Annotated in this window: 29 protein-coding genes; 13 read left to right on the top strand and 16 right to left on the bottom strand. The window is 67.0% G+C overall.

Features of this window, described 5'->3' with window-relative positions; translation table 11 throughout:
* Window positions 1-2: 2 nt before the first annotated feature.
* Window positions 3-440 (bottom strand): helix-turn-helix transcriptional regulator, encoded by a 438-nt coding sequence (locus ACFPJ4_RS03645; RefSeq protein WP_386738929.1) that lies wholly within the window; start codon window positions 438-440, stop codon window positions 3-5.
* Window positions 437-1669: an MFS transporter gene (locus ACFPJ4_RS03640; protein WP_386738928.1), complete on the bottom strand. Its 1233-nt coding sequence runs from the start codon at window positions 1667-1669 to the stop codon at window positions 437-439. The genes ACFPJ4_RS03645 and ACFPJ4_RS03640 overlap by 4 nt, the downstream gene beginning before the upstream one ends.
* A 56-nt stretch (window positions 1670-1725) precedes the next feature.
* Between ACFPJ4_RS03640 and ACFPJ4_RS03635 the strand changes: the two genes are divergently transcribed.
* A complete protein-coding gene (locus ACFPJ4_RS03635; protein ID WP_386738927.1) occupies window positions 1726-2073 on the top strand; it encodes an ArsR/SmtB family transcription factor in 348 nt (115 codons plus the stop codon).
* 199 nt (window positions 2074-2272) lie between these two features.
* Here the strand turns inward: ACFPJ4_RS03635 and ACFPJ4_RS03630 are convergent, their stop codons facing one another.
* The 4 genes from ACFPJ4_RS03630 to ACFPJ4_RS03615 all read right to left on the bottom strand — a co-directional run bounded on the left by ACFPJ4_RS03630 (window position 2273) and on the right by ACFPJ4_RS03615 (window position 6041).
* Window positions 2273-3955 (bottom strand): S26 family signal peptidase, encoded by a 1683-nt coding sequence (locus ACFPJ4_RS03630; RefSeq protein ID WP_386738926.1) that lies wholly within the window; start codon window positions 3953-3955, stop codon window positions 2273-2275.
* Window positions 3956-3983: 28 nt separating this feature from the next.
* Window positions 3984-4595 (bottom strand): hypothetical protein, encoded by a 612-nt coding sequence (locus ACFPJ4_RS03625; protein ID WP_386738925.1) that lies wholly within the window; start codon window positions 4593-4595, stop codon window positions 3984-3986.
* A gap of 167 nt (window positions 4596-4762) precedes the next feature.
* Entirely contained in the window at window positions 4763-5209 is a 447-nt protein-coding gene (locus ACFPJ4_RS03620; protein ID WP_386738924.1) for a hypothetical protein, read from the bottom strand.
* Window positions 5210-5288: 79 nt separating this feature from the next.
* Window positions 5289-6041 (bottom strand): SDR family oxidoreductase, encoded by a 753-nt coding sequence (locus ACFPJ4_RS03615; RefSeq protein ID WP_386738923.1) that lies wholly within the window; start codon window positions 6039-6041, stop codon window positions 5289-5291.
* Window positions 6042-6142: 101 nt separating this feature from the next.
* Between ACFPJ4_RS03615 and ACFPJ4_RS03610 the strand changes: the two genes are divergently transcribed.
* The gene (locus ACFPJ4_RS03610; protein ID WP_386738922.1) at window positions 6143-6979 is read left to right on the top strand and encodes a helix-turn-helix transcriptional regulator; all 837 of its coding nucleotides are present in this window, start codon (window positions 6143-6145) and stop codon (window positions 6977-6979) included.
* 23 nt (window positions 6980-7002) lie between these two features.
* Here the strand turns inward: ACFPJ4_RS03610 and ACFPJ4_RS03605 are convergent, their stop codons facing one another.
* Window positions 7003-8397 carry an MFS transporter gene (locus ACFPJ4_RS03605; protein ID WP_386738921.1) on the bottom strand — a complete coding sequence of 465 codons (1395 nt, stop codon included), beginning with the start codon at window positions 8395-8397 and terminating at the stop codon, window positions 7003-7005.
* A gap of 70 nt (window positions 8398-8467) precedes the next feature.
* Between ACFPJ4_RS03605 and ACFPJ4_RS03600 the strand changes: the two genes are divergently transcribed.
* The gene (locus tag ACFPJ4_RS03600; protein ID WP_386738920.1) at window positions 8468-9046 is read left to right on the top strand and encodes a TetR/AcrR family transcriptional regulator; all 579 of its coding nucleotides are present in this window, start codon (window positions 8468-8470) and stop codon (window positions 9044-9046) included.
* Window positions 9047-9152: 106 nt separating this feature from the next.
* On the opposite strand, the gene ACFPJ4_RS03595 is transcribed toward ACFPJ4_RS03600, so the two are convergent.
* From ACFPJ4_RS03595 to rpsO, 3 genes are all read right to left on the bottom strand, one after another.
* Entirely contained in the window at window positions 9153-9374 is a 222-nt protein-coding gene (locus ACFPJ4_RS03595; protein ID WP_386738919.1) for a hypothetical protein, read from the bottom strand.
* A gap of 103 nt (window positions 9375-9477) precedes the next feature.
* Window positions 9478-9969, bottom strand: coding sequence for an FBP domain-containing protein (locus ACFPJ4_RS03590; RefSeq protein ID WP_386738918.1), 492 nt, complete (start codon window positions 9967-9969; stop codon window positions 9478-9480).
* A gap of 304 nt (window positions 9970-10273) precedes the next feature.
* The gene (rpsO, locus tag ACFPJ4_RS03585) at window positions 10274-10543 is read right to left on the bottom strand and encodes a 30S ribosomal protein S15 (RefSeq protein WP_386738917.1); all 270 of its coding nucleotides are present in this window, start codon (window positions 10541-10543) and stop codon (window positions 10274-10276) included.
* 673 nt (window positions 10544-11216) lie between these two features.
* Here rpsO and ACFPJ4_RS03580 point away from each other — a divergent pair.
* Genes ACFPJ4_RS03580 through ACFPJ4_RS03570 form a run of 3 tightly spaced genes read left to right on the top strand, consistent with a single transcriptional unit; the run spans window position 11217 to window position 14361 of the window.
* A complete protein-coding gene (locus ACFPJ4_RS03580) occupies window positions 11217-12704 on the top strand; it encodes a hypothetical protein (RefSeq protein WP_386738916.1) in 1488 nt (495 codons plus the stop codon).
* Window positions 12697-13326, top strand: coding sequence for a hypothetical protein (locus ACFPJ4_RS03575; RefSeq protein WP_386738915.1), 630 nt, complete (start codon window positions 12697-12699; stop codon window positions 13324-13326). The genes ACFPJ4_RS03580 and ACFPJ4_RS03575 overlap by 8 nt, the downstream gene beginning before the upstream one ends.
* Window positions 13327-14361: a hypothetical protein gene (locus tag ACFPJ4_RS03570; RefSeq protein WP_386738914.1), complete on the top strand. Its 1035-nt coding sequence runs from the start codon at window positions 13327-13329 to the stop codon at window positions 14359-14361.
* On the opposite strand, the gene ACFPJ4_RS03565 is transcribed toward ACFPJ4_RS03570, so the two are convergent.
* The 3 genes from ACFPJ4_RS03565 to ACFPJ4_RS03555 all read right to left on the bottom strand — a co-directional run bounded on the left by ACFPJ4_RS03565 (window position 14358) and on the right by ACFPJ4_RS03555 (window position 17116).
* A complete protein-coding gene (locus ACFPJ4_RS03565) occupies window positions 14358-15581 on the bottom strand; it encodes a DNA methyltransferase (protein WP_386739763.1) in 1224 nt (407 codons plus the stop codon). The two genes, ACFPJ4_RS03570 and ACFPJ4_RS03565, sit on opposite strands and share 4 nt — an antisense overlap.
* A 180-nt stretch (window positions 15582-15761) precedes the next feature.
* The gene (locus ACFPJ4_RS03560; protein ID WP_386738913.1) at window positions 15762-16238 is read right to left on the bottom strand and encodes a MarR family winged helix-turn-helix transcriptional regulator; all 477 of its coding nucleotides are present in this window, start codon (window positions 16236-16238) and stop codon (window positions 15762-15764) included.
* Window positions 16235-17116: an N-acyl homoserine lactonase family protein gene (locus ACFPJ4_RS03555; protein ID WP_386738912.1), complete on the bottom strand. Its 882-nt coding sequence runs from the start codon at window positions 17114-17116 to the stop codon at window positions 16235-16237. Before ACFPJ4_RS03555 ends, ACFPJ4_RS03560 begins: the two co-directional genes overlap by 4 nt.
* Before the next feature lie 77 nt (window positions 17117-17193).
* Here ACFPJ4_RS03555 and ACFPJ4_RS03550 point away from each other — a divergent pair, with 77 nt between their 5' ends.
* Entirely contained in the window at window positions 17194-18111 is a 918-nt protein-coding gene (locus tag ACFPJ4_RS03550; RefSeq protein ID WP_386738911.1) for a hypothetical protein, read from the top strand.
* Between the two features lie 10 nt (window positions 18112-18121).
* Here the strand turns inward: ACFPJ4_RS03550 and ACFPJ4_RS03545 are convergent, their stop codons facing one another.
* On the bottom strand, window positions 18122-20437 hold the full coding sequence (locus ACFPJ4_RS03545) for an LLM class flavin-dependent oxidoreductase (protein ID WP_386738910.1): 2316 nt from the start codon (window positions 20435-20437) through the stop codon (window positions 18122-18124).
* A gap of 43 nt (window positions 20438-20480) precedes the next feature.
* On the bottom strand, window positions 20481-20840 hold the full coding sequence (locus ACFPJ4_RS03540; protein ID WP_386738909.1) for a winged helix-turn-helix transcriptional regulator: 360 nt from the start codon (window positions 20838-20840) through the stop codon (window positions 20481-20483).
* A gap of 54 nt (window positions 20841-20894) precedes the next feature.
* On the opposite strand from ACFPJ4_RS03540, the gene ACFPJ4_RS03535 reads away from it, so the two are divergent.
* From ACFPJ4_RS03535 to ACFPJ4_RS03510, 6 genes are all read left to right on the top strand, one after another.
* Complete coding sequence (locus ACFPJ4_RS03535) at window positions 20895-21140, top strand: DUF167 domain-containing protein (RefSeq protein WP_386738908.1); 246 nt, start codon at window positions 20895-20897, stop codon at window positions 21138-21140.
* Between the two features lie 110 nt (window positions 21141-21250).
* Window positions 21251-22093, top strand: a complete 843-nt coding sequence (locus tag ACFPJ4_RS03530; RefSeq protein ID WP_386738907.1) for an alpha/beta hydrolase — start codon at window positions 21251-21253, stop codon at window positions 22091-22093.
* Window positions 22094-22163: 70 nt separating this feature from the next.
* The gene (locus ACFPJ4_RS03525; RefSeq protein ID WP_386738906.1) at window positions 22164-22691 is read left to right on the top strand and encodes a pyridoxamine 5'-phosphate oxidase family protein; all 528 of its coding nucleotides are present in this window, start codon (window positions 22164-22166) and stop codon (window positions 22689-22691) included.
* A 79-nt stretch (window positions 22692-22770) separates the two neighbouring features.
* Entirely contained in the window at window positions 22771-23238 is a 468-nt protein-coding gene (locus tag ACFPJ4_RS03520) for a DUF805 domain-containing protein (protein ID WP_386738905.1), read from the top strand.
* Between the two features lie 118 nt (window positions 23239-23356).
* Window positions 23357-24613, top strand: a complete 1257-nt coding sequence (locus ACFPJ4_RS03515; RefSeq protein WP_386738904.1) for an HNH endonuclease signature motif containing protein — start codon at window positions 23357-23359, stop codon at window positions 24611-24613.
* A 7-nt stretch (window positions 24614-24620) separates the two neighbouring features.
* Window positions 24621-24794, top strand: a complete 174-nt coding sequence (locus ACFPJ4_RS03510) for a hypothetical protein (RefSeq protein ID WP_386738903.1) — start codon at window positions 24621-24623, stop codon at window positions 24792-24794.
* A 17-nt stretch (window positions 24795-24811) separates the two neighbouring features.
* Here the strand turns inward: ACFPJ4_RS03510 and ACFPJ4_RS03505 are convergent, their stop codons facing one another.
* On the bottom strand, window positions 24812-25243 hold the full coding sequence (locus ACFPJ4_RS03505) for a hypothetical protein (protein ID WP_386738902.1): 432 nt from the start codon (window positions 25241-25243) through the stop codon (window positions 24812-24814).
* Window positions 25244-25287: the final 44 nt, after the last annotated feature.

The raw sequence follows: 25287 nt of genomic DNA, 5'->3' as shown, positions 1-25287 counted from the left end.
GGCTAGACAGCGGATGCCGCGGCGACTTCTCTGATCCTGCTCGATCGCGGCTGCGGGCGCCCCAGCACCTTCGCGATGCACAGCGGCATCGCCTCCAGTGCGTCGTGATCCCGAGCCCGGTACGCGCTCGGCGTCTCGCCCACGAGCTCGGTGAAGCGCGTGCTGAACGAACCGAGCGAGGTACAGCCGACCGCCATGCAGGCATCCGTCACGCTCATCCCGCCGCGCAGCAGGGTCATGGCCCGTTCGATCCGCCGGGTCATGAGGTAGCCGTACGGGGTCTCGCCGTAGGCGGCGCGGAACCGCCGCGAGAAGTGCGCCGGCGACATCAGCGCCGTCTGCGCCATCGTCGGGACGTCGAGCGGTTCGGCGTAGGCGCGATCGATGTGGTCGCGCGCGCGCCGAAGCAGGGCGAGCGTCTCGAGCTCCTGCGGCGTCATGCCTCCAGGGTAACCGCGCCGTCGACAGCGGCCGGGGCCGACTCGGGCCGGCTCGCCCGCCGCGCTCGGTACCCGAACTGGAACAGCCCGAGCGAAACGACCGCGAGAACGGCTCCGATGACCGGAACGAACGGCACGCCGATCGCGAGAGCGCTCGCTCCCAGCAGGGGCGCGACGGCGACCCCGAGGTAGGTCGCACTGGCCCACCACGAGAGAGCGATCCCGGCCTTGGCGGGATCGATGTCGACCAGGCGGTGCTGCAGGGGGACGGCGGAGGCGAAAGCCGTGAGCCCCCAGACGACGAACAGCACCATGGTCCAGAGGAAGCTGCCGTCGAGCAGGGGCAGAAGCGCCAGAAGAGCGACCTGGACCGCGAGGGCGATCGTGCCGAAGACGCGCGCACCCAGCCGGTCGGTGAGCGGTCCGGCGAACACGTTGCCCACGATGCCGGCCAACCCGTAGCCGAACAGCAGCGCGGCGAGCAGGGTGCCGTCTCCGTCGGTCGCCGTGCCGGTCACCGAGGAGCTGAAGATGTAGACGCTGTTGAACGCCGCGAAGATGAAGAGACCCGCGAACAGGGTCAGCGTCAGCCGGCCGTCGCGCAGGGAGGCGAGCCGTCGACCCAGGCTGGCCGGAACCGAGAGCGGGATGTCGCGCACCCCCAGCAGCACCGCGGGCACCAGCAGCGCCGAGAGGCCGGCGAGCGCCCAGAGCGGCAGTTCCCACCCTCCGGAGGCACCGATCGCCGTGCCGAGGGGCGCGCCGATCGCGGTCGAGAGGGTGAAGCCCGCGCTCACGAACGCGATCGCGGTTCCCCGCCGAGCGGGAGGCACGAGGGCGGTCGCCGCCGCCGTCGCGGTGGGCACCAGAGCCGCTCCCCCGATGCCGGCGATCATCCGGCCGATCGTGAACGCCTCGATACCGGTGGATGCCGCGGCCAATGCCGTGCCCACCGCGATGAGCCCCAGCCCGCTCGCCATGAGGATCGTGCGCGACACGCGCGACAGCAGGATCGAGATCGTCGGCGCCACGATGGCGACCACGAGCGCGTAGAAGGTGATCGAGTAGCTGACGACCTCGGGGGTCACACGCAGTGCGCGGGCGATCTGAGGAAGCAGTCCGGCGATGACGAAGGCATTCGTTCCCACGATGAACAATCCGAACGCCAGGATGCCCAGCTTCATCAGCACCTGGCGCATCGGGGCATACGATTGTTCGATATCCGTCATACGGTGACGCTAGCCCATTGTTTGATGACCGTCAAACTAACCAACGGAGGCGGGAAATGCCCGACGACACGTTGCCCATGCCCCCCGCCGCGGAGCTGCGCCTCGCCGAGCTCATGCGGGCCCTGTCGGACCAGAACCGCGTGCGCATCGTCGTGGCGCTCGCCGACGGCGAGTTCCACTCGATCACCGACGACTTCTTCGGGCTCGACCTCCACAAGTCGACAGTGTCGCACCACCTCAAGACATTGCGGGAGGCGGGGTTCACCGAGACGCTCTACGCCGGTCGCAGCTGCCAGGTGCGGCTGCGAGTGCCCGAGCTGAACGCACGATTCCCCGGGTTGGTCGCCGCCCTGACGTCCCCGTCGGCGATCGCCGACGTCACCGGGAACGTGCCGGCCCGGTAACGCACCAAAACCGCCGCAGCACTCACGCCGCGGCGGTTCTGTGTTCCTCTTCCGAGCCCCCCGGTCTCGGAGCCGTCGATGCCACGTACCCCCGGTGGCTTTCGATCGGCTGACCCCAGTGTGACCGTCGACAGACCGGTCTGACAGGGTCGAAAGTCCCGCGTTCAGGAGACGATGAGACTCGAGCCGCCTCGAGCCATCAGTCGCAGGTGTAGGTACGCATCGCCGCGGTCCCGAGGTGGACGGTGCCGTCCCCGATGACGACTTCTCCCCCGCTCACCACCTTGCGCACCTCGAGGGTCGCGGTGCCGGCCGGGAAGATCGAGACGGGCACGTTGCTCGACGTGAGCTGCACGTAGGAGTTCCAGCCATCGGCACCGGTGGCCGGCACCTGGATCCCGTTGACATAGAGCCGGTACACGGTGGGCGCATAGGGGGTCGGCGACCAGCTGAAGGTGGCGATCCACGTCTGGTCGGAGCAGCTGAGCAGCGGCAGCACCGGCCCGGTGATCGTGAAGCCACTGCTGACTCCCGCGAGCAGCCCGCTGGAACTGGCGGTGAGCGTGTAGGTGCCCGTCCTGTTGATGCGGCATCCCGGGAAGCTCACCTGACCGGCGGTCGCGTTCTTCGGGTTGGTTCCGCAGGTCAGTGTCGCCCCTTGAGCTGTGGTCAGCGACACGCTGATGGATGCGGTGCTCGCGACGGTGTTGCCGCCCGCGTCGGTCACGGTCACCACCGGGGTGGTCACGAACGTGGTGTTCGCCTGGGTGGCGGTGGGCGACACCGAGAACACGAGCTTGTTCGCCGGACCGACTGCGACGGTGAAGTTCGTGCTGATGGCCGAGGACAGGCCCGGCGAGGTCGCACTCAGGGTGTAGGTCCCCGCCTTGTCGACTGCGCAGCCCGTGAAGCGGGCTGTTCCGGCGACGGCGGCCACCGGGTTGGCGGTGCAGCGGAGCGTGGCGCCTTGAGGCGTGCTGATCGACAGCGTCACCGGAGCGGTGCTCGTCGTCGAGCCACCGCTCGAAGTCTGGATCGCCACGGCGGGCTGAACGGCGAACGCGACACCGCCCGTCGAATTCGACGGATTCGTCGTGAAATGGAGTTTGACCGCGGTCGCGAAGATGGCGGCGACCCAGTTGTTCGCCGCGTTGATGGTCGTACCGGTGAATGCCGAACTCGCGGACGGCGTGATCGGGGCGATGGCCACCATCGCAGCGCAAAGAACCAGCGACAGCACCGACAGGGCACTCTCCACCCCGATGCTGCCGACCAGTGCCGGGATGCCTCGGCGCGGCGGCCGCGCATGCCGCGATCGACGTTCCCGTCGTTCCTTGGTCTCGTCCCGCGATGCGAGGAACTCGATGATCAGGGCGAGCAGGGTGACGGCGAGCCATGCCGCGAACGGAAGTGCGAGGCCGTGCTGCAGCCAATAGGCGGGCAGACCGACCCAGGGAACGAGCAGGCAGCCCACCGCGATGATGTCGGCGCGAGGAAGCGGAGCGCTGTCGGCATCCCGGTTGGCGTCTCCCGCGGTGATCAACGTGCCGTCGGGATTGACGCCGACGATGCGGTGCAGGCGGATTCCGGGGGCCGCCGATCCCGATGGAGCCGGGAAGGTCACGACCCGTCCGAGCGGTGTTGCGGCATCCGCCGGCAGCGGCCGCGAGAGAACGACATCGCCGACCCCGATGTGCGGCATCATCGATCCGCTCTGCACCACCGTCCCGGTGAGACCGAAGGCCATCGGGCCGACGGCGCAGGCCGCGAGTGCGACCAGGAAGACCAGGTACCCGCGTGCGAGAAGGCGCAGCACGAGGAGCCCCCAGGCCGCCGCGACCGCGCGCCGGCTCTGGGGTTCCTGAATCGGTTCCCCGGTCATCGCCCTGCCCCCTCGTGCCGTTACGGCGCTACAGGGTGGATTGCAGCTCCCAGACGACATCGGCGCTGGCCGACTTGCCCTGCAGAGCGTCGATCTGCGTCTGGGTCAAGCCGGTGACGTCGAAGGTCCAGGTCGCACGATACGTCTTGGTTTCCCCCGGAGTTCCGGTGGTGGCCCAGGGCAGGATGCCCGTCGCGTAGCTGTTGCTCGACGCGGCGGCGGCGGCGAGCGACAGTGCAGGCCCGACGGGAGGAGCGTCGGGAACGAATCCGGTGCAATTCGCGAAGCTGCCCCCGGATCCGCTCTCCATGGAGATCGTGATGTTGTTCTCGAGGCCCTGCGCCCCGATGGTGTCGACGTACATCCGCACCTCACCGGGAACCGTGGACTCGGAGGTGACGACGATGCACCTCGATCCGGTCTGTCCGGGAACGACCCCCGACACGCGGAACGCCGCGGCACCGAGGTCGTCGTCGGAGAGCAGCACCGATCCGGTCTCCCAGTTGTTACCGGTGTTGCGGGTGGTCGCCGTGAATGCGGCGTTCGATCCGTTCCAGACCAGAAGGCCTGCAACCAGGATGGCGGTCGGTCCGACGATCAGCGTCGCGAGTCGCCGAGTACGAGCTGTGGGCTTGTGCATGAGAAATCTCCCCCTTGAGGACTTGCAAGAGCATCGACATCCGTTCGTGGCCGATGCGTGAAGGACCAGCCCCGTCCCCGGGCTGTCGACCTCCACATGACTGAGCATCCCCCGCGCGGCGCATCGGCCACAGTGCCGAAGGTCCTCCTGCGACTCCGGCACCCGCGTCAGGAACGATCGTCGCTCGGGATCGCGTTCCTCGACGGGCTCAGCAACCCGAGGCCGAGCATGATCAGGCCGGCCTCGGCCAGGCCCACGGCGAAGTAGATCAGTTGCAGCAGGCTGAACGGGATGAACACCAGCTCGACGAAGATCCAGATCAGCGTGTCGAAAGCCGCCACCGCGGCGGCGAACAGCGCGTAGGGATGCCGGCGCAACAGCAAGACGAAGGCGAGCACGTGCACCCCGCCCAGCACGACGGCGAGGATGACGCCCGGGCCCACATAGGAGTCGAACGGCGAGCCATCCAGGTACGACAACGGTATCGCGATGCCCGCCGCGAAGCCGGGGATCGCCGAGCCGAGCACGAGCGCGGCGCCACCGGCGACCGCGGTCACGCCGACGAAGCCGAGCGCGATCAGCAGGAAGACGCGGGCGATGCGGTGACCGTTCATAGCCGCGATCATCGACGCCCGCGCGGCCGTGCACAGGGGGCGAAAGTCCCTCCGTGCACGGCCCCGGGGAGCGCCCGCGCTACAACGCCCGTCCGCTGAGGTTCGCGAGTACCTGGGGGTAGCTCCCGTTCGCTTCGGCGAAGCGCAGGAACCCGACGGCCTTCACCAGGATCTCGTCGGCATCCGGTTGCGTCTCGATGATGCTCATCACCTCGTCGAGGAAGTCCTCGAGCGGGACCGCGTGCGGCGACTCCGCCTGGCCGGGCATGAGGTCGGTCCGCACGGCCGGCGGTACGAGCTCGAGCACCTGAATCGGGGTGTCGGCCAGCTGCACGCGCAGGCTCTCGGTGAAGGAGTGGATGGCGGCCTTGGTCGCGTTGTAGCTCGGCGTGCTCGGCAGCGGCACGAAGGCGAGGCCCGACGAGACCGTCATGACGACGGGGTCCTTCGCCCGCGACAGGAAGGGGATGAACGCGGCGAGCAGCCGCAGCGGGCCGAGCAGGTTGGTCGTGATCGTGCGCTCGGCGGTCGCCAGGAAGCCCGGGTCGTGCAGATCCTCCGGCTGCATGATGCCCGCCATGGCGATGAGCACGTTGAGGTCCGGATGCCGGCTCGTCACGGTGTCGAAGGCGCGCGCGATCGAGGCGGCGTCGCTCGTGTCGATCTCGACGGCATCCAGTCCCGGATGCTCGGCGACCAGCCGCTCGAGCAGCTCGGTGCGGCGGCCGCCGATGATGACGGTGTTGCCGAGCGCCTGGAATCGCAGTGCGAGCCCGAGGCCGATGCCCGAGGTGGCGCCGGGGATGAACAGGGTGTTTCCGGTGGTCTTCATGTGTTCGACTCTGCGCGCCGGCGGCCCGCGGCGGCAGAGAGCGCTTGTCCAGGGATCGGCGATCCCTGGCTCCGCATCCGACGCCGCGGGAGGATGGGGGAATGAACCGCGCCGAACTCGCCGACTTCCTGCGGACGCGCCGCGAGTCGATGCAGCCCTCCGACGTCGGGATGAACCCCGGACAGCGTCGCCGTGCGCCCGGGCTGCGCCGCGAAGAGGTCGCCTCGCTGGCCGGGATGTCGACCGACTACTACGCCCGGCTCGAGCAGCAGCGCGGTCCGCAGCCGAGCGAGCAGATGCTGACCGCGATCGCCCGCGCGCTGCGGCTGACCCTCGACGAGCGCGACCACCTCTTCCGCCTCGCGGGCCACCACGCCCCCGCGCACGTGAACCGTTCCGACCACGTGGCGCCGGCCCTGCTGCGCGTGCTCGACCGGCTCGACGACACCCCGGCGCTCGTCGTCTCCGACCTCGGCTTCACCCTCGCCCAGAACGCCATGGCCACCGCCCTGATCGGCGACGAGACGAACTACACCGGGCTCGCCCGCAGCACCTACTACCGCTGGTTCACGGATGCCGCGGCTCGCGCCCGCTACCCCGAACGCGACCACGCCCACCAGAGCCGGGTACAGGCGGCCGGACTGCGCGCCGCGCTCTCCGCCGGCGGCGCCGATCCGACAGCCACGGCGATCGTCGCCGAACTGCTGCGTCGCAGTCCGGAGTTCGCCGAGATCTGGGCCGAGCACCTCGTTGCGCGCCGCTTCGACGATCACAAGACGCTCGTGCATCCGGAGCTCGGCGAGATCGAGGTGGACTGCCAGCCGCTCTTCACCGAGAACCAGGCGCAGGCGCTGCTCGTGCTGACACCGCGCGCGGGGTCCGACGCCGCCGAGAAGCTGCGGCTGCTGCAGGTGGTGGGCACGACGTTCACCGCGTAGGCGCGCGCCCACCCCGGCCGCGGCTAGTGCCCGCCCCAGGCCTCCCCCGGCGCCGGAACGAAGTTCGGCAGCACGAGCACGGCGAGCGCCGCGAGCACAACCGCGACCGCCGCCGCCCAGCCCAGGGCCGACGCCGTCGAGAGGGCCACGCCGAGCATGGAGAAGACCGCCGCTCCGGATGCCGACCCCACCTCGTGCGCCGCGTTCACGGCACCGGACGCCGATCCCGATTCCTCGTCGTCGACTTGGCCGAGCGCGGTCGTCGACCCGGTGACCAGATTGATGCCGAATCCGATCGACGCCAGGGTGATCGCGGCGATGGCGCCGACCGGCTGCTCGGATGCGACCGCCCAGACCGCAAGACCCAGCCCGACCGCCGAGATGACTGCGGCGATGGGGGCGAGCCGGCGACTGCCGAACTGGCCGAGCAGGTGGCCGCCACCCTGGGCGCCCACGACCAGCGCGACCGCGATGGGCAGGAACGCGAGCCCGGTGGCGGTCGCCGACCAGCCGAGGCCGTCCTGCACGAAGAACGAGAGCAGCAGCAGGCTGCCGACCAGCAGGCCGGTGGTCACCAGCATGAGCAACGATCCCGTCGCCATCGCCCGCTGGACCAGCAGCCCGGGGCGGATCAGCGGTTGCGGCGAGCGCCGCTCGACGATCACGAACAGGCCGAGCATGATCACCCCGACGACGGCGAGCCCGAGCGACACGAGACCGCCCTGCAGGCTCGCGACCGATGCCGCCCCGATGAGGGCGGCCAGGCCGACCGTGGCGAGGAGTGCCGGCACGACCCCGATGCGCCGGCCCCGCACCGGCGGAACCGCAGCGAGCAGCCTCGGGATCAGGATCGCCACCACGATGCCGATCGGCACGTTGATGAAGAAGATCCAGCGCCACCCGGGTCCGCCCGTGAGCAGGCCCCCGACGAGCAGGCCGAGCGCAGCGCCGCCGCCCCCGACGGCGCCCCAGATCGCGAGGGCCCGGCGACGTGCCGTGCCCTCGAAGCGGCGCAGCAACGACGAGAGGGCCGCGGGCGAGAGCAGAGCACCGCCGGCTCCCTGCAGGGCGCGAGCGCCCAGGTAGGCGGCGACGCCGGTCGAGAGTCCGGCGGCCAGCGAGCCCACGATGAAGACACCCAGGCCGATCAGCAGCATCCGCCGGGCACCGACCGCGTCGGCGAGTCGGCCGCCGAGCAGCAGCAATCCGCCGAACGGTACCGCGTAGGCGGCGATCGCCCAGCCCGCCAGGTCGGCGCTCAGGCCGAGGTCGGCGCTCAGCCGGGGCAGGGCGACGTTCACGACGGTGACGTCGAGCACAAGCATCAGCTGGGCGACGGCGAGCACGGCGAGTGACCACCACGCCGACCGTGGGGTGGCCGCCGAGACGGTCGGTGAAGCGGGAACGGGATGCGACATCGCGAGCTCCTAACTCAAACAGGGGTGTTTGGGTTAACTCATACAGCACTGTTTGAGATAGAGTCAAGCCATGTCGATCGACCGGGGCATCCGCGGGGATGCGGCGCGCAACCGCGACGCGATCCTTGACGCCGCGCTCGAGGGCCTGGCCGACGATCCGCGGACGAGCATGACCGACATCGCCGCGCGGGCGGGCCTCGGCCGGGTCACCCTGTACGGCCACTTCTCGTCACGCGATGAGCTGATCGAGGCCGCGATGATCCGCACGATCGAGCGCTCCGAGGCCGAGCTCGCCACCGCCGACCTGAGCGGCGACCCCGTCGAGGCGCTCAAGCGACTCGTCGACCGTTCGTGGCGCATCGTGCACAACTTCCACGTGCTGCTCGGTGTCGCCGAGACCGCGCTGTCGAACGACCAGATCCGCGAGCACCACGGCAAGCCGCTGACCCGGGTGCAGCAGCTCATCGAACGCGGCCAGAGCGAGGGCCGGATGCGGCCCGACGTCACGGCCGAATGGCTGACCGCATGCGTCATGGCGATCCTGCACGAGGCCGCCGCCCAGGTGCGCGCCGGCCGGATGACCGACGCTGACGCGGCGCACGCGGCATCCGTCGCGGTCATCGCGATCGTGTCGCTCGACCGGGCCTGATGCCCGACCGAAGACAAGAGCTGGCGTTGCCAGCGGGACTCAGTGCAGGTTTGCCCGGCTGCTGAAGCCAGAGTTCAGCGATGCTGCCTCGAGACCTCGTATCGGACTATCTTCCGGGTGCACCGATGACGGCAACGACGAGCGCGACAACGCCAATGCCGACGAACCCTACTCCCAGCAGGCGGACGGTGAGCGGGGTGATGGGCATCTGATTCCAGTTGTACCTACTTGGATGCCGGACCGACCAACCGGCCAGGCGATCGTTGAAGATGATCACGATCAGGCCCCAGACGATCGCGAACACGCAGATCGGGATGACGACGATCATCGGTCGTCACTCACGCGCATACTCGGAGAGTAGGCCAGAGCACCCTACGAACCGAAACGGGCCGCCACCCCGAAGGATGACGGCCCGTTCGCAAGGGGCCGGCTTAGCTCACGTGCCGCACCACGGCGGCGAAAGCAGCGGCCCGCTCCTGAAGGCTCGCGATCCTGTCGGCGCGAGCCCCCTCGACGTCGAACCCGATGTACGCCATCGGCGGCGTCTTGCGCACGTTGGCCGAACACTCGAAGTCGGCGCAGATCAGCGTGCCCACCGTGTTGCCGTTCCGGCCGGCCGCACCGGCACGCTTCGCGCCGTAGAAGGCGACGTCGTTCGGCAGGTGCACGTCTTGGCACCACGAGCACTGGGCGCGCGAGCGCATCCCGGCTTCGGCCTGGCGCAACAGGATGCCCACCGGCTGCCCGTCGACCGGGACGACCACGTAGGCACGGCGGGCGATCTTGCGGTCGCGCCATCCGAGATAGTCCAGCTTCTGCCAGTCCAGTTCGGCGAACTCGGCGGGCAGACTCAGGTCGGTGATTTCTTTGCGCGACGCGTTGACGAACGACGCGCGGATGTCTTTCTCGTTCAGCGAGAGCATGCGTTTTCTCCTCTGCAGCCCACGGCGACGAGGCCATGGGTGGATCAATTCGTACGAAAGAAGCGAGACGAGGACTATCTCGCGCCGGCGGACGAGCCGCCGACGACCTCCTGACGCCCCGAGGGCATCGCGTACGAACCGGAGATGTGCACGGGATCAAGCATATGCGGGCGGCCTAGCGGTCGCGCTTGCTCCGGTGGCGGTGACCCGCAATCGAAACGGGCCGCCATCCCGAAGGATGACGGCCCGTTCGCAAGAGTTCGCGTTGTCAGCGGGACTCAGAGCATCTCAGCCCTGAAATCGACTAGCGACGGAGTCCCAGGCGTTCGATCAGGCTGCGGTAACGCGCGATATCGATGTCCTGGAGGTATCCGAGCAGTCGACGACGCTGTCCCACGAGCAACAGCAGACCACGACGTGAGTGGTGGTCGTGCTTGTGCTCCTTGAGGTGCTCGGTGAGGTCCTTGATGCGGCGGGTCAGCATTGCGACCTGCACTTCAGGGGAACCCGTGTCACCGGGGTGGGTTGCGTACTCGTCGATGATCGCCTTCTTGACGTCTTGTTCGAGTGCCATAGATGGGATCCCCTCTCTGCTTGTTGCGCGGCGCCGGCTCCCGAATGGAGCGGCTCTCTTTCTCCGCGGCCGATATAACGGCAACCTTGAGATGGTAGCAGAGGCTCGAGAAGCGTTGACCTTATCGCGCCCACCGATAGCATTCTTCAAATTCCCGAACTAAGGATCAGCGATCCAGTGATCAACTTCCCCGTCTTCAAGTCGCTGCAGATCGATGGATACGATCTCTACCCCGGGGCGGATGGGGGTCGCGACTTCGGCCACGAGTTCGTAACGTCAGGTCTAACTCTGTACGTCGGGGCAAACGGCCTTGGCAAGTCGACACTGCTAGCCATACTTTTCCGGATGCTCACCGGGCCCTTCGACATCCCCGGGGCGAGTGGTGATGGCGAACTCGGATTTGCGAACATCGACTACCAAAAACCTTGGTCCGAGATATCGACGAGAATTTGCCGCGCGCGTAACGGACGGCGCTGCGACAGCCGAGGCAACAGTCGAGGTGCGGCTAGGGTCCCACCTGGTTTCTATCTGCCGGCGACTCAGTGACCTGCGGCTTGTCTCGTTGAGTCTTGACGGAACTGCCCTAGAGAACAGCGAAACAGAATTTCAGAGGGTGGTTTCCGTCTCAGTCAACCTGTCTTCGTTCTCGGACTGGATCCTTTGCCTTCGGTACGTGACGTTCTATCGCGATGATCGACAAGTCTTGTTTTGGGACCGATCCGCGCAGCGCCAGTTGCTTCGGTCGTTGTTTCTTCCCCTCGATGAGGCCGCTGAATGGACGCGGCTCGAACGACTTGCATTGAGGGCTGACAGCGAGCACCGAAACTGGCGAAACGCAGTAGGCCGCCGTGCACAAGAGATTTCGATTCTTGCCTCGCCGTCGACCGCCAAGCACAAGGAGCTTCTCGCCGAGTACACGACACTCTCGGAGGAAGACGAGCAGGCCGCAAGGGAAGGCGCGACACTACTCGACTCGATCAGAGAAATCGAAGAAGAACTCTCGAAACGTCGTCTCGAAGCCTTAAGGGCCGAGTTGTCGGAAGACGAACTGGGCAAAGAATACGAGCACGCGAAACTCGCAAGGCTTGCGCAACACTTTCCGTCAGCGTCTGAGTCGGCGCTTTATGTCTGGACTCAACTCCTCTCCGAGGATGAGTGCCTGGTCTGCGGCGCGCACGATGTGGGGTTGCAGAGTCAGATTGACGTACGGCTGGCGACAAGCCGGTGTCCAATCTGCGCATCTCCCTTGGACGGGTCGGGCGGCGGGACGGTCAATATATCCGAAGAACGTCTTGCCCGGCTCGTAAACGATCGATTGAGCGCACGCGAATCTACAAGGTCGTTGAATAGTCAGGTCGTTGTATTGCAAGCCGAACTCGATGCCAAGAGGGTTTTGGCTTCTGAGCTGGAACTCTTGCGGGCGATTCGAACGACTCGCATCGCTGCGATTCGTTCCAAACTCCCTCAAGACGATGCCGCCTACGCCCGGATGCTCGCCGAGCTCTCGGGAATGCAACTAACGCTCGAACGGCTCGCGGTGGAGTTGGGCGACCACGCACGACGTTTTGAGAACTATGTCCAAAAGCAATCGGCAAGAATCGCGACGAATGCAGACGAGATCAAGCGACGCTTCGAGAAGTACGCGAAGGCGTTTCTGTTGGAGCAGAGCGAGATGACTTGGTCTCCTCGGCAGGAAAGAATCGGACAGAGCTCGTACTTCGCCATGTTCCCAGCCTTTGAACTACAGATGGCTCGAAACGATGGTGGAAGCGTTTCGCTTCGAAACGGGGATGAAGACGTTTCTGAGAGCCAGAAGGAGTTCATAGACTTGGCGTTTCGGATGGCACTAATTGACGTCGCCAGCGAGGGGTCCGGAGGCATGGTTCTTGTCGACACCCCGGAGTCCTCTTTGGACTCGGTATTCGCTGACCGCGCCGCAGACGCTTTGGCGGCATTCGTGCGAGGCAAGGGCATTGGCCTCGTCATCGCCTCGAACGTGACAGGCAGCAGCTTGATTCCGCGGTTGATCGAACTGCTGAAGAAAGCCCGAGTCAGAGTCGCCGTGGTGGACCTCTTCGATGTTGCCCGTGCGACGACGGCTATTAATCGATATAGAAAGCAATATCAGGCCGCGGTCAGAAGGTTGCTCCGCGATGCGTGAACATGAAGAAGGCTTGACCGGCCAGATACGTGCGCTCCTGATCCTCGGAGCATGCGACAGGGCCGGAATCGGTCAGGTCTCCACGCGACTGTTTCATTCCATCGCCTACTTCTCGAACGCGTTGGCTCCTGTCTGGGACCTGCCAGCGCTGACTCCAGATCTCCTCAAGAGTCATGGCGGGCCCTATTACCCGCAACTTCAGCGAGATCTTGATCGACTCGTAGGCCGGGGTCTCGCCAATGTGCGAGACATTGGATATTCGGCTAACGATGACGGTCACTGGAGAATCGACGCTACCTTCCGCTTCGACCCGCAGCGGGGTGGGCCGGTTCTCGAGGCCTGCCTCGATTTTCCGGACGAACGTGATTCATATGAACTCATACTGGAAATTGCGCTTGCCACCTCATCTCTGGACATCGACGACGTCAACCCAACTTTTGATAGGGACGCGTCCTTCGACGACTCGACCCTCAGTTTCGGCTCGCTGCTGTTGGTGGGTGAAGGGAATCGATCTGCGCGGGCCGCGCGTCGGTTCGGTGACCTAAGTCAAGCTCGACCCTCGAAAGCTGAGGAAATCCAACTCTATGTTCGCCACATGCACCGACTCTCACGGGGCGCGTAGATGGACGCCTTCTCCGACGAACTGCTTGCCTCGACCGCTCAACTGAACCACGGGGTTGGGGTCGACTCTGGCGTCGATCCCGAGCTTCGGTTCTTTGCTACGACGGCGAAGCTGGCCCACAAGAGAAGCCAGATGCCTAGTTCAACGACCGACCCCGCGATTCCTGCGGTGTTCTTGCTTCAGCCCACTGCTCTTGACTCAACCGCGACCAGCGACTTGACCCGAGTGCCCTTCCTGGACCAATGCCGGGAACCCCTCGCCGGGCGGATTTGGATCGCGAACGAGTCGTTGAACGCGGCGTTCTTCCGAACCCACGACGCGGTTGACAACGAGCTAGTTGAGCTCGTTGTCAGCTTGGGGTTCGGGACCGTCCCAACGGTCGTCGTCGATCCACGCGTAAATGGCATCGAGCTTCGCTACTACCCGAAGGGGTTTGGCGATCTGACCAACGTACTGATTCGCAACCTCGGAGAGGCCACGGCCGACTGGCCCGCAGTGAAAGCAACGATAGATCGCGCTACCCGTCTGAGTTTGGCAAGCCCCCATCTCCAGGTCAATCGCTCGAGCACATGGGCGAAACCCGCAAGCGGCTGGGTCGCGGACAATGCGGAAGCTGTCATTCAGCTGGCGCTTCGGATGGCGCTAATGTTTGATTTCCCCGTTTGCAAAGTCGAACACGAACGACCCCTTTCTAGCGGTCGCTGTGATCTTTCGATCAGCTTCTACAACGACTCGGATGGCAGAAATAAGAACCTCGGTGTCATCGAGTTGAAGGTATTGAAGTCACGAAACCGCACGGGGGCCGCCGTTTCCGAAAAGGTGAACCTTGCAGCAGTCCACGACGGCTATGTCCAGGTCCTCAACTATCGAGAGGATGACAACTTTGATTGGGCGGCATTGTGTTGCTTCGACCTGCGAACAGTGGAGGCGGATTGCTTCGCGGCGATCGCGTCCAAGGCTAAGAGCAACAAGGTCGCTCTCGCGCGATGGCGGCTCTATAGATCGGCCAAGGAACTTCGACAGGCCGCGGCCTAGTCCCGTTTTAACACAAGCAGCGTTTCCGGGAGGATCTCCGCGCCACCTTGCTGGGGTGAGGCGCGCATGGATCTGGAAGCCTCCATTCGGAGCACCGAAAGCCCGATAGCTGGCGCCAATTCAGCCATGATCGTGGCCACTGGCACGTCAACGCCGGCATATCTGCTGTCGCCGACGATCATCCAAATCTCCCCGCGCCGCTTCATGGCTTTGGCGACGTTGTCGGTCACGCTAAGCAGGTCCGAAAAATAGGCCCCGACCATGTCAGCGATACGAGGATCCCAGAGGGCGTCGCGCCGATCGTTCAAGGCAGAGAGCGTCTCCAAGAGATGATCTGACCCCACCGGAGCTGCGGCGAATGCTCGCCCGACTTGCACATGAGACGACAGGGTGGATCGTCGCAGACGACCGTTGTCCTCGAATGACTCCAGATAGCCGAGCATCCAGAGCTCGATGTTGTATACGTCGGTGTAGTCGAAGGAATTTGGATACGGCGGCGAAAACACGCTCAGTTCGAAAGTGTCCGGCTCGTAGGTGACGGCCCGACTGTCATCCCGGACTAACTGGTAGGAGCGTCCCGGGCGCTGTCCAAACTGACGAAGGTCCCTGAGGGCCAGGCTGGTTCTGCTTTCGAACGCCGCCAGAAGTTCAGCGGGGGACGCCTGGCGATGAGCCCAATTTTGACGGTAGCGCCGTCCCTTGCCGCTGATCCGGGTGTTGCTCACGTCGACGAGAACGCCACCCAGTAGAGCTTTGAAAAGCCGCCGATGAGACGGTTCCTCCAGGCGCTCTATCGCAACTCTGAGACCAAGGATCTGGTCCGCCGTTTCAGCCTTGAAAATCCATCGACCCTTCTTGCCAGGCTCGCGGAAGGTCGGTGGAAGACGGGCCGCCTCCCGTTCGATTTCGGCGGTCACACTCTCGCGAATCGCCTCCCTAAAGTCCGCTTCGACGGCAGCCAAGTCGTACGTCGCGAGCTTCGCCTCAGCCAAGTCAGCCAAATACGGATTGATTTCGACCGACACTGGATGGGCCCCTAGGAACTGCGCAGTGAGGGCAGTCGTCCCAGAACCGCAAAAGGGGTCCACAACCGCTTGAACTGTAAGCTCGCACTCCTCTATCGCCCGGGCAACCAATTCCGGCGCGAAGGCCTCCTTGAACCTGCGCCAACCCTGGAAGGGCAGCTCAGGACTGTCTCGATTGGATCCCCACGTGCTCATCGAGCGAGTCCCCAGCCAATCCAGGTAGGAGTTCTGTTGACCTACGACCTCGGCACCCAAATCGGTCACACGTTCCCCTCGTCCCGAAAAAGATAGTGGCAGTTACCCATGTCGCCGAACTGACTTGCCGAAGCTCTACTGGCCGCTGTGCACGACCGCCGGCCAGTTCACGCATTGTGCTTAGCCGTCCTCGGCGGTCTCCCGCGCAACCCGCGCCGCAATCGCATCCCCCGACGGACGCCCCGCGACCACGCGCTCGAGCACCGCGATCACGGTCGCGAGCTCCGCATCCGTCCCGATGCCGTCCAGCTCGGCATACATCACCTCCTCGATCCCCCGCACCGCGCTCTCGAGCTCACGGCCCTTCGGGGTCAGCTGCAGGATGACCTGGCGGCGGTCGCCGGCATCCGGGGTCGCGCGCGTGACCAGGCCGAGCTCGACGACGCGGTCGACCAGGCGGCTCGGGTTCGTGCCGCTCTCGCAGACCAGCAGCTCGCCCAGGCCGGTGAGGGTCAGGGGCGCGTAGTCGCCGAGCAGGCGCAGCACCTCGGACTGCGCCGGCGTGAGGCCGAGCGAGCGCAGAGCGGCCGCGAGCATCCGGTTGCCTTCGCGCTGTGCGGCGAGGATGAGCCAGCGCAGCTGCTCGGCGGGTCTCACCGGGCGCTCGCAGACGCGACGGCGGCGGCGAGCAGTCCGGACGCGGCGGGGTCGTGCGCCGCGAGCACGACGAGATCCGGATGCCGCTCCCGCAGCCCCAGCACCGCCCGGGTCGACGCGAGCAGCCCCTTCTTCTCGCTGACTCCGGGCACGTGCTCGCCGGCCAGCAGGCTGACGTCGTAGGTGAGGTCGCCGACGAGCAGGAGGGGCGCCAGACCCTCGGCACGCACCAGCAGCGACATCGATCCTGGTGAGTGGCCGGGCGTCGGCAGCAGTAGCAGGCTGCCGTCGCCGCGCAGATCGAGGGCGTGCGTGAACGGGGCGATCGCGGCATCCATCGCGGCGTCGGTCACGGGAGGGATGTCGACCGGCCGATACCGCACGCCCGGCACCCGCACGTGGTCGGCCATCACTCCCTCGAGCAGGGCGCCGGGTCGATCGATCTCGGCCCAGTCGATTGCGCTGACCACGATCTCGGCGTTGGGCAGCTCGGCGATGCCGCCGATGTGGTCCTGGTGCAGGTGCGACAGCACGGCGGTCGTCACGTCGGATGCCCGATAGCCGAGCGCCGCGAGCTGCGCCGTGAGGGTGTCGCCGGCGCCGATCGCGAAGCGGGCCAGCCGGCGGTAGAAGAAGCCGACGATGCCGCGCGGAAAGAAGTGCGGGTCGGTGACCGAGGCACGGTCTTGCCCGGTGTCGAAGAGCACCAGCCCGTCGCGGTGCTCGATCACGTAGACGTCGATCGGGCGCGGGGCGGTCCAGCGGCGGCTGGTCAGCAGCCACCAGAGCATGGGGGTGCCGTTGCCGCGCACGTGCTGCGGGCGGATCGCGACGTTGCCGGTGCTGAGCATCGAGACCTTCGTGATGGCGGCAGGCATAGCATCCAATCTATATGTCGTGTCATTAGATTACACGACATGCATTTGCGTCGGCGAGCGCGCATAGGATGTGACACATGCTCGAACGAAGGCCGCTCCCCTCGCTCGTCTTTCTCCCGATCGGAGTCGTCTCGGCGATCGTCGGCTTGCTGCCCTGGCTGGTCACCGGGATGCGGCTGCCGCTGCAGAACCTGTGGGCGACAGGCGCGCTGCCGGCCGAGATGCCGATCGTGCTGCTTCCGTTCAGCCAGTACACGCTCATCCTGCTCATCGCCCTTCTGCTGATCGGGGCCGCCACCGCGGGGATCGCGGGACGCGCGGTGCCGGCGCAGCATCCCGGAATCGCCTTGCTGGCGCTGATGGGCGGCGTGCTGCTTGTTCAGCTGATCGCACTGATTCAGACTGCGGCGACCGTGTCGCACGGGCTGCGCGGTGGATCGCAGTCGACGCTGTACCTGGTCGTGGTCGTCGGCGGAGCCGTCATCTCGATCGTCTTGGGCGTCGCTCTGGTCGCCCTGATCGCTCGCGCCCCGAGACCCGGTGCACTGATCGGCCTGAGCGTCGCTGCGGTCGCCTTCAGCTCGTGGCTGACCGGGCTGTTCTTTCCCACCGGCGCCGTCTATACGGCGTCACCCCTGACGTCTCTGCTCTCGCAAGCGACGCGCTACGTCCCCGCAGTGCTGATCGGGATCGCGATCGCCTGGTGCGGCGTCAGGAGCGTCGGCCGAGTGATCGCGGCGATCGCGAGCCTGCTGCTGCTCTGGGTCGGGATGACCGCCGTCATCGCGGTCAACAACGCGCTGGGATCGCGAGTGCTCGCGCACCATCCCGCTGACATGCTGGACCAGGCGGCGGGGGTGTTCCGCAGCGCGCTCGTCCTGCCCGAGCTGTGGCTGCCGACCGTGGGCCTTGCGGTTGCCGTCGCCGCGGTCGGGCTGGTCGCACGCCGGGTGATCAGCACGCGATCGAACCCGTTGACGGCGGACCCCGGCTGATCGGCTCGGCTCACACCAGCCCGAAGTTGTCGCGCAGCACCCCCTTCGGGTCCCACACCTTCTTGAGGGCGCGCAGCCGCGCCAGCGCGTCCGGCTTCCACGTGTCCGCGAAGCGGTCCGGTGACAGCGAGGTCTCGAACGAGAGGTAGAGGCCGTCCATGAGCGGCTTCATCCGCTCGTCCCAGTACTCGTTCAGGCCGGAGCGCTCAGAGCCCAACGCGACCACGTTGAAGTTGGCGGAGCGGGTCGAGTAGGCCGTGGCATCCTGCGGCACGTCGGCGACGGCGCCGCCGACCGAGCGGATGGTGAAGAAGTACGACAGGCCGCGGTCGAGCAGCTCGGCCGAGAGGGCGCCGACGTCGGCCGAGAGGTGATCGACGAGGCCGGAGCGCGAGAACGGCTCGCCCTGTCCGTGCTGGTCGCCGGGCTGCGCGTTCGCCATCACCTGCGCGTAGGGCATGAGCTGCACCGACTGCTGCACCAGGGGCGCGATCTCGGCGAGGGGTTGCAGGCGGTCGATCACGACATCCGGATCGTCGGAATGCACCACCGCCATCACCTGCGCGACCTGCGGTTGACCGGATCGCCGCCCGCCCAGGAAGACGGTCGCCACCAGATCGCGCGGCGCGGCCTCGATCACCGCGCCGAAGCGCTCGAGGAAGCCGGCGGTGCCACCTGCGCCGCCGCTCGCGTCGAAGGCGAGCTGCGCAAACCCCACGTCGCCGCCGTCGTGCACCTCGAACTCGAAGGCGGTCGCGACGCCGAAGTTCGCGCCGGCGCCGCGCATGCCCCAGAACAGCTCCGGGTTCTCCTCCGCGGATGCCGCGACCTCGCGCCCGTCGACCGTGACGAGTTCCACGCGCCGCAGGTGGTCGATCGTCAGGCCCTGGCCGCGCGAGAACCAGCCGATTCCGCCGGCGGTCGCCAGGCCACCGACGCCCACTCCCCCGTAGTCTCCGCTCGTCAGCGCCCAGCCGTGCGGTGCCAGGGCGGCCGCGACATCCACCCATCTGGCGCCGGCGCCCACCCGCACCCGGCGGGTCGTCTCGTCGAGGATCTCGATGCCGTTCAGCTTCGACACGTCGAGGATGATGCCGCCGTCGTTCGTCGACCGGCCGCTGATGCCGTGGCCGCCGCTGCGCAGGCCGAGCGGCACGCCGTTCTGCGCCTGCTGCGTTCGGGCGAAGGCCAGCGCTTCGGCGAGCTGGCCGGCGCTGCCGAGTTGGAGCACCAGGCCCGGGCTGCCGCCGCGCATGTAGGTGTTGCGCACCCGCGAGTACCTCGCGTCGCCGGGCTCGATCGCGGCCTCTTGGAGGTTCAGCGGCAGCGCGTCGTACTCGATGCCGTCGCGGCGCTTGGCGCGGGCGGCGGCGCTGCGGATGCGGGGGGCGCCGCCCGCGCCGGTTCCGGCGATGTCGGTGCCGGCGGTCTCGGCGGCGGCGCGCGCCTCCTCCACAGCGTCGCGGAGCAGCGGAATCACCTCGAGAGCGAAGTTCTGCAGCACGCCCGGGTCGTCGCTGGCCAGGATGAACGTGCTCTCGCCATCGTCGACCACCAGCGGAAGGAGGTCCTCCACCCATGACGACGGAGGTCCCTGCAAGAAGCCGCGCCTCTCCGTGGCGAACGCACCGCCGATGTTGAGCAGGCGGCGGATCTCGCGCGGGTCGCGTCCGGCCTTCGTCGCCGCCGCGTCGATCGCCGCGTTTCCCGCCTGCAGCTCACCGGGCTGAAGGTAGGCGTATGACGGCAGCCAGCCGTCGGCGGCGCGTCCGACGAGGCGCAGCATCCGGGGTTTCAGGGCCCCGATCCAGATCGGGATGTCATGCGCCGGCGCCGGGCCTCGCTTCGCCCCGTCGACGCGGTGATACTGCCCGTCGACGCGGAACACGCTGCGGTCGTCGGCATCCCAGATGCCGCGGATGATCGTGATCGACTCCTCGAGCGCCTCGAGGGCCTGACCGGGCGTGAGCTTGGGCTGCCCCATCGAGGCGACGGCATCCGCGAAGCCGCCCGCGCCGAGCCCGAGGTCGAATCGCCCGCCGCTGAGCAGGTCGAGGCTGGCGGCGGCGCGCGCGAGCACGGCTGGCCGTCGCAGCTGGGCGTTGAGCACGTTGCCGCTCACGTGGATCGTGCTGGTCTCGGCGGCGACCCAGCTCAGGAGGGTCCAGGTGTCGAGGAACGCCGGCTGGTACGGGTGGTCCTGGAAGGTGACCAGATCGAAGCCGAGCTGCTCGCTCAGCTGGGCCAGCGCCACCGGCGCGTCGGGCGGGTTGTTGCCCGGGGTGATGAAGGTGCCGAATCTCAGATCGTGGCCATAGTCGGGCATGGTCCCAGCATCGGCGATGGATGTCAGATCGCCAAGCGCCTGATTAGTCGCTTACTGAATGTAAGCGGTGCTGCCGGTCGAATGCGACCAGGGGCTGAAGCAGGCGCATCAGGTCACGGCCCATCGGAGTGAGCCGATATTGCACCAGCACAGGAGTCGTCGGCAGTACGGTGCGTTCGACCAGGCCCTCGGCCTGCAGTTCGGTGAGGCGCTGCGTCAGCAGTCGGTCGGAGATGCCGGCGATCATCGCGCGGTACTCGGTGAAGCGGGTCGCCCCTCGGGCGCCGGCCAGCAGAATCGCCGAGTTCCACCGACGGCCGACCACCTCGAGATGCCGCTGGAATCCGCGGCAGACCTCATCGTCGATCTGCTCGAATCCGTCCTGCGCGGGGAGTGAAGTCACTTACCGATTGTAAGTCCGTTTCTTCGGCAGGGGCCGGGATGCCACCCTGAGTACATGTCCGATCACGGCGATGCCACCCGCGAGGTCCGGGTGCGGGTCAAGCCCGGCAGCCGCAAGGGGCCGCTCGTCGAGCCGGGCGACGACGGGGTGCTGACGGTGTTCGTGCGCGAGCGCGCGATCGAGGGCAAGGCCAACGAGGCCGTCGAGCGGGCCCTGGCGGCTCACTTCGGGCGGGCCCCATCGCGGGTCCGGGTCGTGCGCGGGCACACCGCTCGCATCAAGACCGTGCGCATCGACTGAAAGCCGGACTATCCCTCACGGGCCGATGGGGGCATCCTGAACTCGGAAGCGCGCTCGTGCCGCCGAGCACCTCCACGGCATCCACCGCAGACGATGAAACGAGGAGAAGCATGACTCTGACCGAGACCGAACTGAGCGAGGTCGCACGGGCGAACGCCTCGGGGCTCACGCCCGTCGTGTTCATTCACGGGCTCTGGCTGTTGTCGAGCAGCTGGCAGCCCTGGCGCGAGCTCTTCGAGGGCGAGGGGTACACGACCCTCGCTCCGAGCTGGCCCGACGACCCCGCGACCGTCGAGGAGGCGAAAGCCAACCCCGATGCCTTCGCCGGCAAGATGGTCAAGCAGGTCACCGACCACTACGCCGAGGCGATCGGCCGGCTCACCCAGTCGCCCGTCGTCATCGGGCACAGCTTCGGCGGGCTGATCGCCCAGAAGCTCGCGGGCGACGGACTCAACGCGGTCACGGTCGGGATCGATCCGGCGCAGTTCCAGGGGGTGACGGCGCTGCCGGTCTCCGCCCTCAAGTCGGGCGCGCCCGCGCTGCTCAAGTTCAACCACACCAAGCACGGCGTCACCCTCACGTACGAGCAGTTCGCCTACGGCTGGTCGAATGCGCTGCCCGAGGACGAAGGCAAAGCGCTCTACGAGAAGTTCCACGTGCCCGCCTCAGGCGTGCCGATCTTCCAGGCCGCGACCGCCAACTTCAACCCCTTCGCCGAGACGAAGGTCGACACCGAGAACCACGAACGCGGACCGCTGCTGCTGATCGCCGGAGGCGAAGACCACACCGTTCCGCCATCGGTCGTCGAGAACGAGTACAAGATCCAGAAGAAGAACCCGAACGACACCGAGCTGGCGATCATCCCCGGCCGCGGCCACTCCCTGGTGATCGACTCGGGGTGGCGCGAGGTGGCGGATACCGCGCTCGAGTTCGTGCAGCGGTACCTGCCGTGAGGCCGGCCGGAGTGTGAGGCGCCCGGCCGGGATGTGAGCCGTCCGGGGGCGCCCCTGCCATGAGTCCTCCATGAGTCCTCCCGGAGAGAGCAGCCTCGCGGGCCCTTCGACCCTGCCGGGGCGTGCCGAGGTGCGGTGGAGTGGAGGCCGTACCGGCATCCGGGAGGGAATGGACATGGATGGCACCCCCGTCATCGAACTGCCCGAGGACGAGGCGTGGGATCTGCTGCGGGTGACGACGCTCGGCCGGCTGGCCGTGAGCGCCGCCGGTGAGTTGGACATCTTCCCGGTCAACTACGTCGTCGACGAGTCGACCCTGGTCTTCCGGACCGCGCCGGGCACCAAGCTCATCGAGCTGACGGTGCGCAGCTCGGTCGCTTTCGAGATCGACGGATGGACCGAGCACGGCGCCTGGAGCGTCGTGGTCAAGGGCACCGCCGAACAGCTCGATCGCCAGGACGACATCGACCGGGCCGACGCCCTGCCCCTCGTGCCCTGGATTCCGACCATCAAGTACCGCTACGTGCGCATCACGCCCACGAGCATCACGGGGCGACGATTCGCCCGGGCGCCGGAGCCCGACCGATATCCGCTCTAGCGACCCTGCCGACCCCTTGAGCCTGCCGACCCTCGACCCTCGACCCTCGACACCACCGACCAGCTGAAAGATGACCGACATGACCTTCTTCGAATCGATCAAAACCGTCTTCCGCAAGTACGCCGAGTTCACCGGCCGGGCTACGCGTCCCGAGTTCTGGTGGTGGGTGCTGTTCAGCACCCTCGTCAGTTCCGCCCTCAACGCGCTCAGCATCCCCCTGGGGATCATGCGGTTCGGGGACTACGGAATGGGCACCAATGGATACGACTACGGCGTCGGCTCGTTCAGCCTCTCGGGGTTCTGGAGCATCGCCGTGCTGCTGCCGAGCCTTGCCGTCACCGTGCGGCGGCTCCGGGATGCCGGACGCAAGTGGACCGAGCTGTTCTGGGTGCTGCTCCCGATCGCCGGCGTGATCGTGCTCATCGTGCACCTGTGCGACAGGAGCGTGCCGGTGGCTCCGGTGGCCGGTGCCGCGGGAGAGGCGGCTCCGCCCGCTTCGACGCCGCCCGCGCCGCCCGCTCCGCCGACGACTCCGCCCACGGCGTAGGGAGACGCGGGCCCGGGGCGGGGTCCGTCCTCTCCTCCACAGGCGCAAAGTCGACGAGTTATAAACCACTTCTGATCAGCATATTTACTTCTCCACCCTTGCTTGTCAGACTGGCTTGGTGACCCCGATCAGCGACCTCCTCGAGCGCATCCTGCATGCACTCCACGACGGTGCGCCGACCGAGATCACGAGTTGGTCCGACGATGAGCTGTGCCGTCACCTCGACGATGTGGAACGGGTGGGCCGACTCGTCGACGCCCTCCGCGTGCAGGCCGCGGCCGAGGTCGACGCGCGTTCGCGGCGCGAACTCGGCGACGCGAGCCTCAGCAGACGTCTCGGTCGCCCCAATGGCACGACCCTGGTCGAGCTCATCACCCGCACCTCCCAGAGCGAGGCGAGTCGTCGCATCCGGCTGGGGCGCGCACTGGCTCCGCGGGTCGCCCTCGGCGGCGAACTGCTTCCCGCCGAGTTCGAGCTCGTCGGGGCCGCCGTGCATTCGGGCCGGATCGGGCTGGATGCCGCGGCCGTCATCGTCCGTCATCTCGGCGAGGCAGCACGCACGGCCGCACCCGAGCAGTTGCGCGCGGCCGAGCAGCACCTGGTCGGCGAGGCCGAGACCGGCACGGCCGATGTCGTCGGCATCCAGGCGCGAGTGCTGTGCGCGGTGCTCGATCCCGACGGCGCCGTACCGCACGAGCGGGAACTCCGCGAGCGGCGTCGATTCGTGCTCGGCCGCGAGGTGGCGGGGCTCACGGCGTTCCACGGTCTCGCCGACCCGGCCCACGCCGCGATCCTGCGCGCTGCCCTGGCCGAGCGCACGTCACCGACGCGGCAGCCGCGGTTCCTCGACTCCGAGGCGATGGCCGACGCGATCTCCGAGGCGGGGGCCGACGCCGACGTGCCCACGGATCCCCGCACCCGCGAGCAGCGCGCATTCGATGTCGTCTTCGGGCTGCTGACGGCCGGCATCCGCGCCGACAACGCCGTGGTCGGTTCGTTGCACGGCGTCGCGACGGTGACCGCGGTGATCCGCGCCGACGACCTCGCGAAGGGCACCGGAGTCGCCTGGATCGACGACATCGCCTCGCCCATCTCGGCGGAGACCGCGCGCGAGCTGGTCTGCGATGGCGGCATCCGGGTTCAGGTCGAGGGGCCGAAGGGCGAGATCCTCTGGCTGGGTCGCCGGGAACGCTATTTCACGCCCGCGCAGCGCCGCGCCTTGGCGGTTCGAGACGGCGGATGCATCTGGCCCGGCTGCACGGCACCGCCGTCATGGTGCCATGCCCACCACGTTGTGGAATGGGAACAGGGCGGCCCGACCGATGTCGACAACGGCGCTAGTTCCAAATACGCCCCATCATTGTCGGCGTCATAATGGGCCGATGAGGACAAGACGGTTCAACTGGATCGTGCTGCTGGTCGGCGGCGTGCTCTGCGTGCTCGTCGGGCTACTCGACGTGCTCTCCGGTCGCGCTCCTGCGACGGTGACATGGTTCGTGTTCGGAGCAGGACTTCTCGTTGGGTCCGTCATTCTCCGGCGAATGCGGCTGCCATAGGCGAAAGCCAAACGGGGCTAGTCGCTAGTACGCCCGGTCGGCCTCGGTGCTGGGACCTCCGCTGACGAGCTTCGACGGAACGTTGCTTCGCGCGCGAACTGCCGAGCTGACGGAAGCCAGCAGGCGACTATGGCGACAGTCGATACGACCAAGGCGAACCAGGCCAAGGCGTCGTGATAGTAAAAGAAAACGTTTGTGCCGGTCCAAAGGCTGAGAATCGTTACGGGGATCGTTGCCCACCGAGTTCCGCGTCTCAGGAGAAATGCCGTCAGCACGAACATCGCGAGGGGGATCGCGACGACTGGAATCAAGAAAGGCAAAGCGGCCTGACGCCCGCTCGCGGAAAAGGCCACGACCAGGCCAATGAACCGAACCAAATACTCGGTGCCTTCGACGAGGGTCGCGATCGCGGCAGTCGCAGTCGCGGCGGGCACCTTGACACCGGCCATGGCTGAAGCTTAGCGATGAGCTCCACAGTGCCACGCCTAACGGG

Source organism: Lysinimonas soli (assembly GCF_042655435.1).
GTDB classification, from domain to species: Bacteria; Actinomycetota; Actinomycetes; order Actinomycetales; family Microbacteriaceae; genus Lysinimonas; species Lysinimonas soli.
Note: the sequence above shows the minus strand (reverse complement) of the source record. Positions and strands in the feature narration are given on the sequence as shown.

What these genes read in the sequence shown, in the direction of transcription:
- ACFPJ4_RS03595 (WP_386738919.1), bottom strand. Translation starts at nt 9,374, where the DNA reads ATGATCGTCGTCATCCCGATCTGCGTGTTCGCGATCGTCTGGGGCCTG.
- ACFPJ4_RS03640 (WP_386738928.1), bottom strand. Translation starts at nt 1,669, where the DNA reads ATGACGGATATCGAACAATCGTATGCCCCGATGCGCCAGGTGCTGATG.
- ACFPJ4_RS03605 (WP_386738921.1), bottom strand. Translation starts at nt 8,397, where the DNA reads ATGTCGCATCCCGTTCCCGCTTCACCGACCGTCTCGGCGGCCACCCCA.
- rpsO (WP_386738917.1), bottom strand. Translation starts at nt 10,543, where the DNA reads ATGGCACTCGAACAAGACGTCAAGAAGGCGATCATCGACGAGTACGCA.
- ACFPJ4_RS03565 (WP_386739763.1), bottom strand. Translation starts at nt 15,581, where the DNA reads ATGAGCACGTGGGGATCCAATCGAGACAGTCCTGAGCTGCCCTTCCAG.
- ACFPJ4_RS03530 (WP_386738907.1), top strand. Translation starts at nt 21,251, where the DNA reads ATGACTCTGACCGAGACCGAACTGAGCGAGGTCGCACGGGCGAACGCC.
- ACFPJ4_RS03545 (WP_386738910.1), bottom strand. Translation starts at nt 20,437, where the DNA reads ATGCCCGACTATGGCCACGATCTGAGATTCGGCACCTTCATCACCCCG.
- ACFPJ4_RS03630 (WP_386738926.1), bottom strand. Translation starts at nt 3,955, where the DNA reads ATGACCGGGGAACCGATTCAGGAACCCCAGAGCCGGCGCGCGGTCGCG.
- ACFPJ4_RS03620 (WP_386738924.1), bottom strand. Translation starts at nt 5,209, where the DNA reads ATGAACGGTCACCGCATCGCCCGCGTCTTCCTGCTGATCGCGCTCGGC.
- ACFPJ4_RS03610 (WP_386738922.1), top strand. Translation starts at nt 6,143, where the DNA reads ATGAACCGCGCCGAACTCGCCGACTTCCTGCGGACGCGCCGCGAGTCG.
- ACFPJ4_RS03505 (WP_386738902.1), bottom strand. Translation starts at nt 25,243, where the DNA reads ATGGCCGGTGTCAAGGTGCCCGCCGCGACTGCGACTGCCGCGATCGCG.
- ACFPJ4_RS03525 (WP_386738906.1), top strand. Translation starts at nt 22,164, where the DNA reads ATGAGTCCTCCCGGAGAGAGCAGCCTCGCGGGCCCTTCGACCCTGCCG.
- ACFPJ4_RS03520 (WP_386738905.1), top strand. Translation starts at nt 22,771, where the DNA reads ATGACCTTCTTCGAATCGATCAAAACCGTCTTCCGCAAGTACGCCGAG.
- ACFPJ4_RS03535 (WP_386738908.1), top strand. Translation starts at nt 20,895, where the DNA reads ATGTCCGATCACGGCGATGCCACCCGCGAGGTCCGGGTGCGGGTCAAG.
- ACFPJ4_RS03510 (WP_386738903.1), top strand. Translation starts at nt 24,621, where the DNA reads ATGAGGACAAGACGGTTCAACTGGATCGTGCTGCTGGTCGGCGGCGTG.
- ACFPJ4_RS03600 (WP_386738920.1), top strand. Translation starts at nt 8,468, where the DNA reads ATGTCGATCGACCGGGGCATCCGCGGGGATGCGGCGCGCAACCGCGAC.
- ACFPJ4_RS03590 (WP_386738918.1), bottom strand. Translation starts at nt 9,969, where the DNA reads ATGCTCTCGCTGAACGAGAAAGACATCCGCGCGTCGTTCGTCAACGCG.
- ACFPJ4_RS03645 (WP_386738929.1), bottom strand. Translation starts at nt 440, where the DNA reads ATGACGCCGCAGGAGCTCGAGACGCTCGCCCTGCTTCGGCGCGCGCGC.
- ACFPJ4_RS03635 (WP_386738927.1), top strand. Translation starts at nt 1,726, where the DNA reads ATGCCCGACGACACGTTGCCCATGCCCCCCGCCGCGGAGCTGCGCCTC.
- ACFPJ4_RS03575 (WP_386738915.1), top strand. Translation starts at nt 12,697, where the DNA reads ATGCGTGAACATGAAGAAGGCTTGACCGGCCAGATACGTGCGCTCCTG.
- ACFPJ4_RS03570 (WP_386738914.1), top strand. Translation starts at nt 13,327, where the DNA reads ATGGACGCCTTCTCCGACGAACTGCTTGCCTCGACCGCTCAACTGAAC.
- ACFPJ4_RS03555 (WP_386738912.1), bottom strand. Translation starts at nt 17,116, where the DNA reads ATGCCTGCCGCCATCACGAAGGTCTCGATGCTCAGCACCGGCAACGTC.
- ACFPJ4_RS03550 (WP_386738911.1), top strand. Translation starts at nt 17,194, where the DNA reads ATGCTCGAACGAAGGCCGCTCCCCTCGCTCGTCTTTCTCCCGATCGGA.
- ACFPJ4_RS03615 (WP_386738923.1), bottom strand. Translation starts at nt 6,041, where the DNA reads ATGAAGACCACCGGAAACACCCTGTTCATCCCCGGCGCCACCTCGGGC.
- ACFPJ4_RS03625 (WP_386738925.1), bottom strand. Translation starts at nt 4,595, where the DNA reads ATGCACAAGCCCACAGCTCGTACTCGGCGACTCGCGACGCTGATCGTC.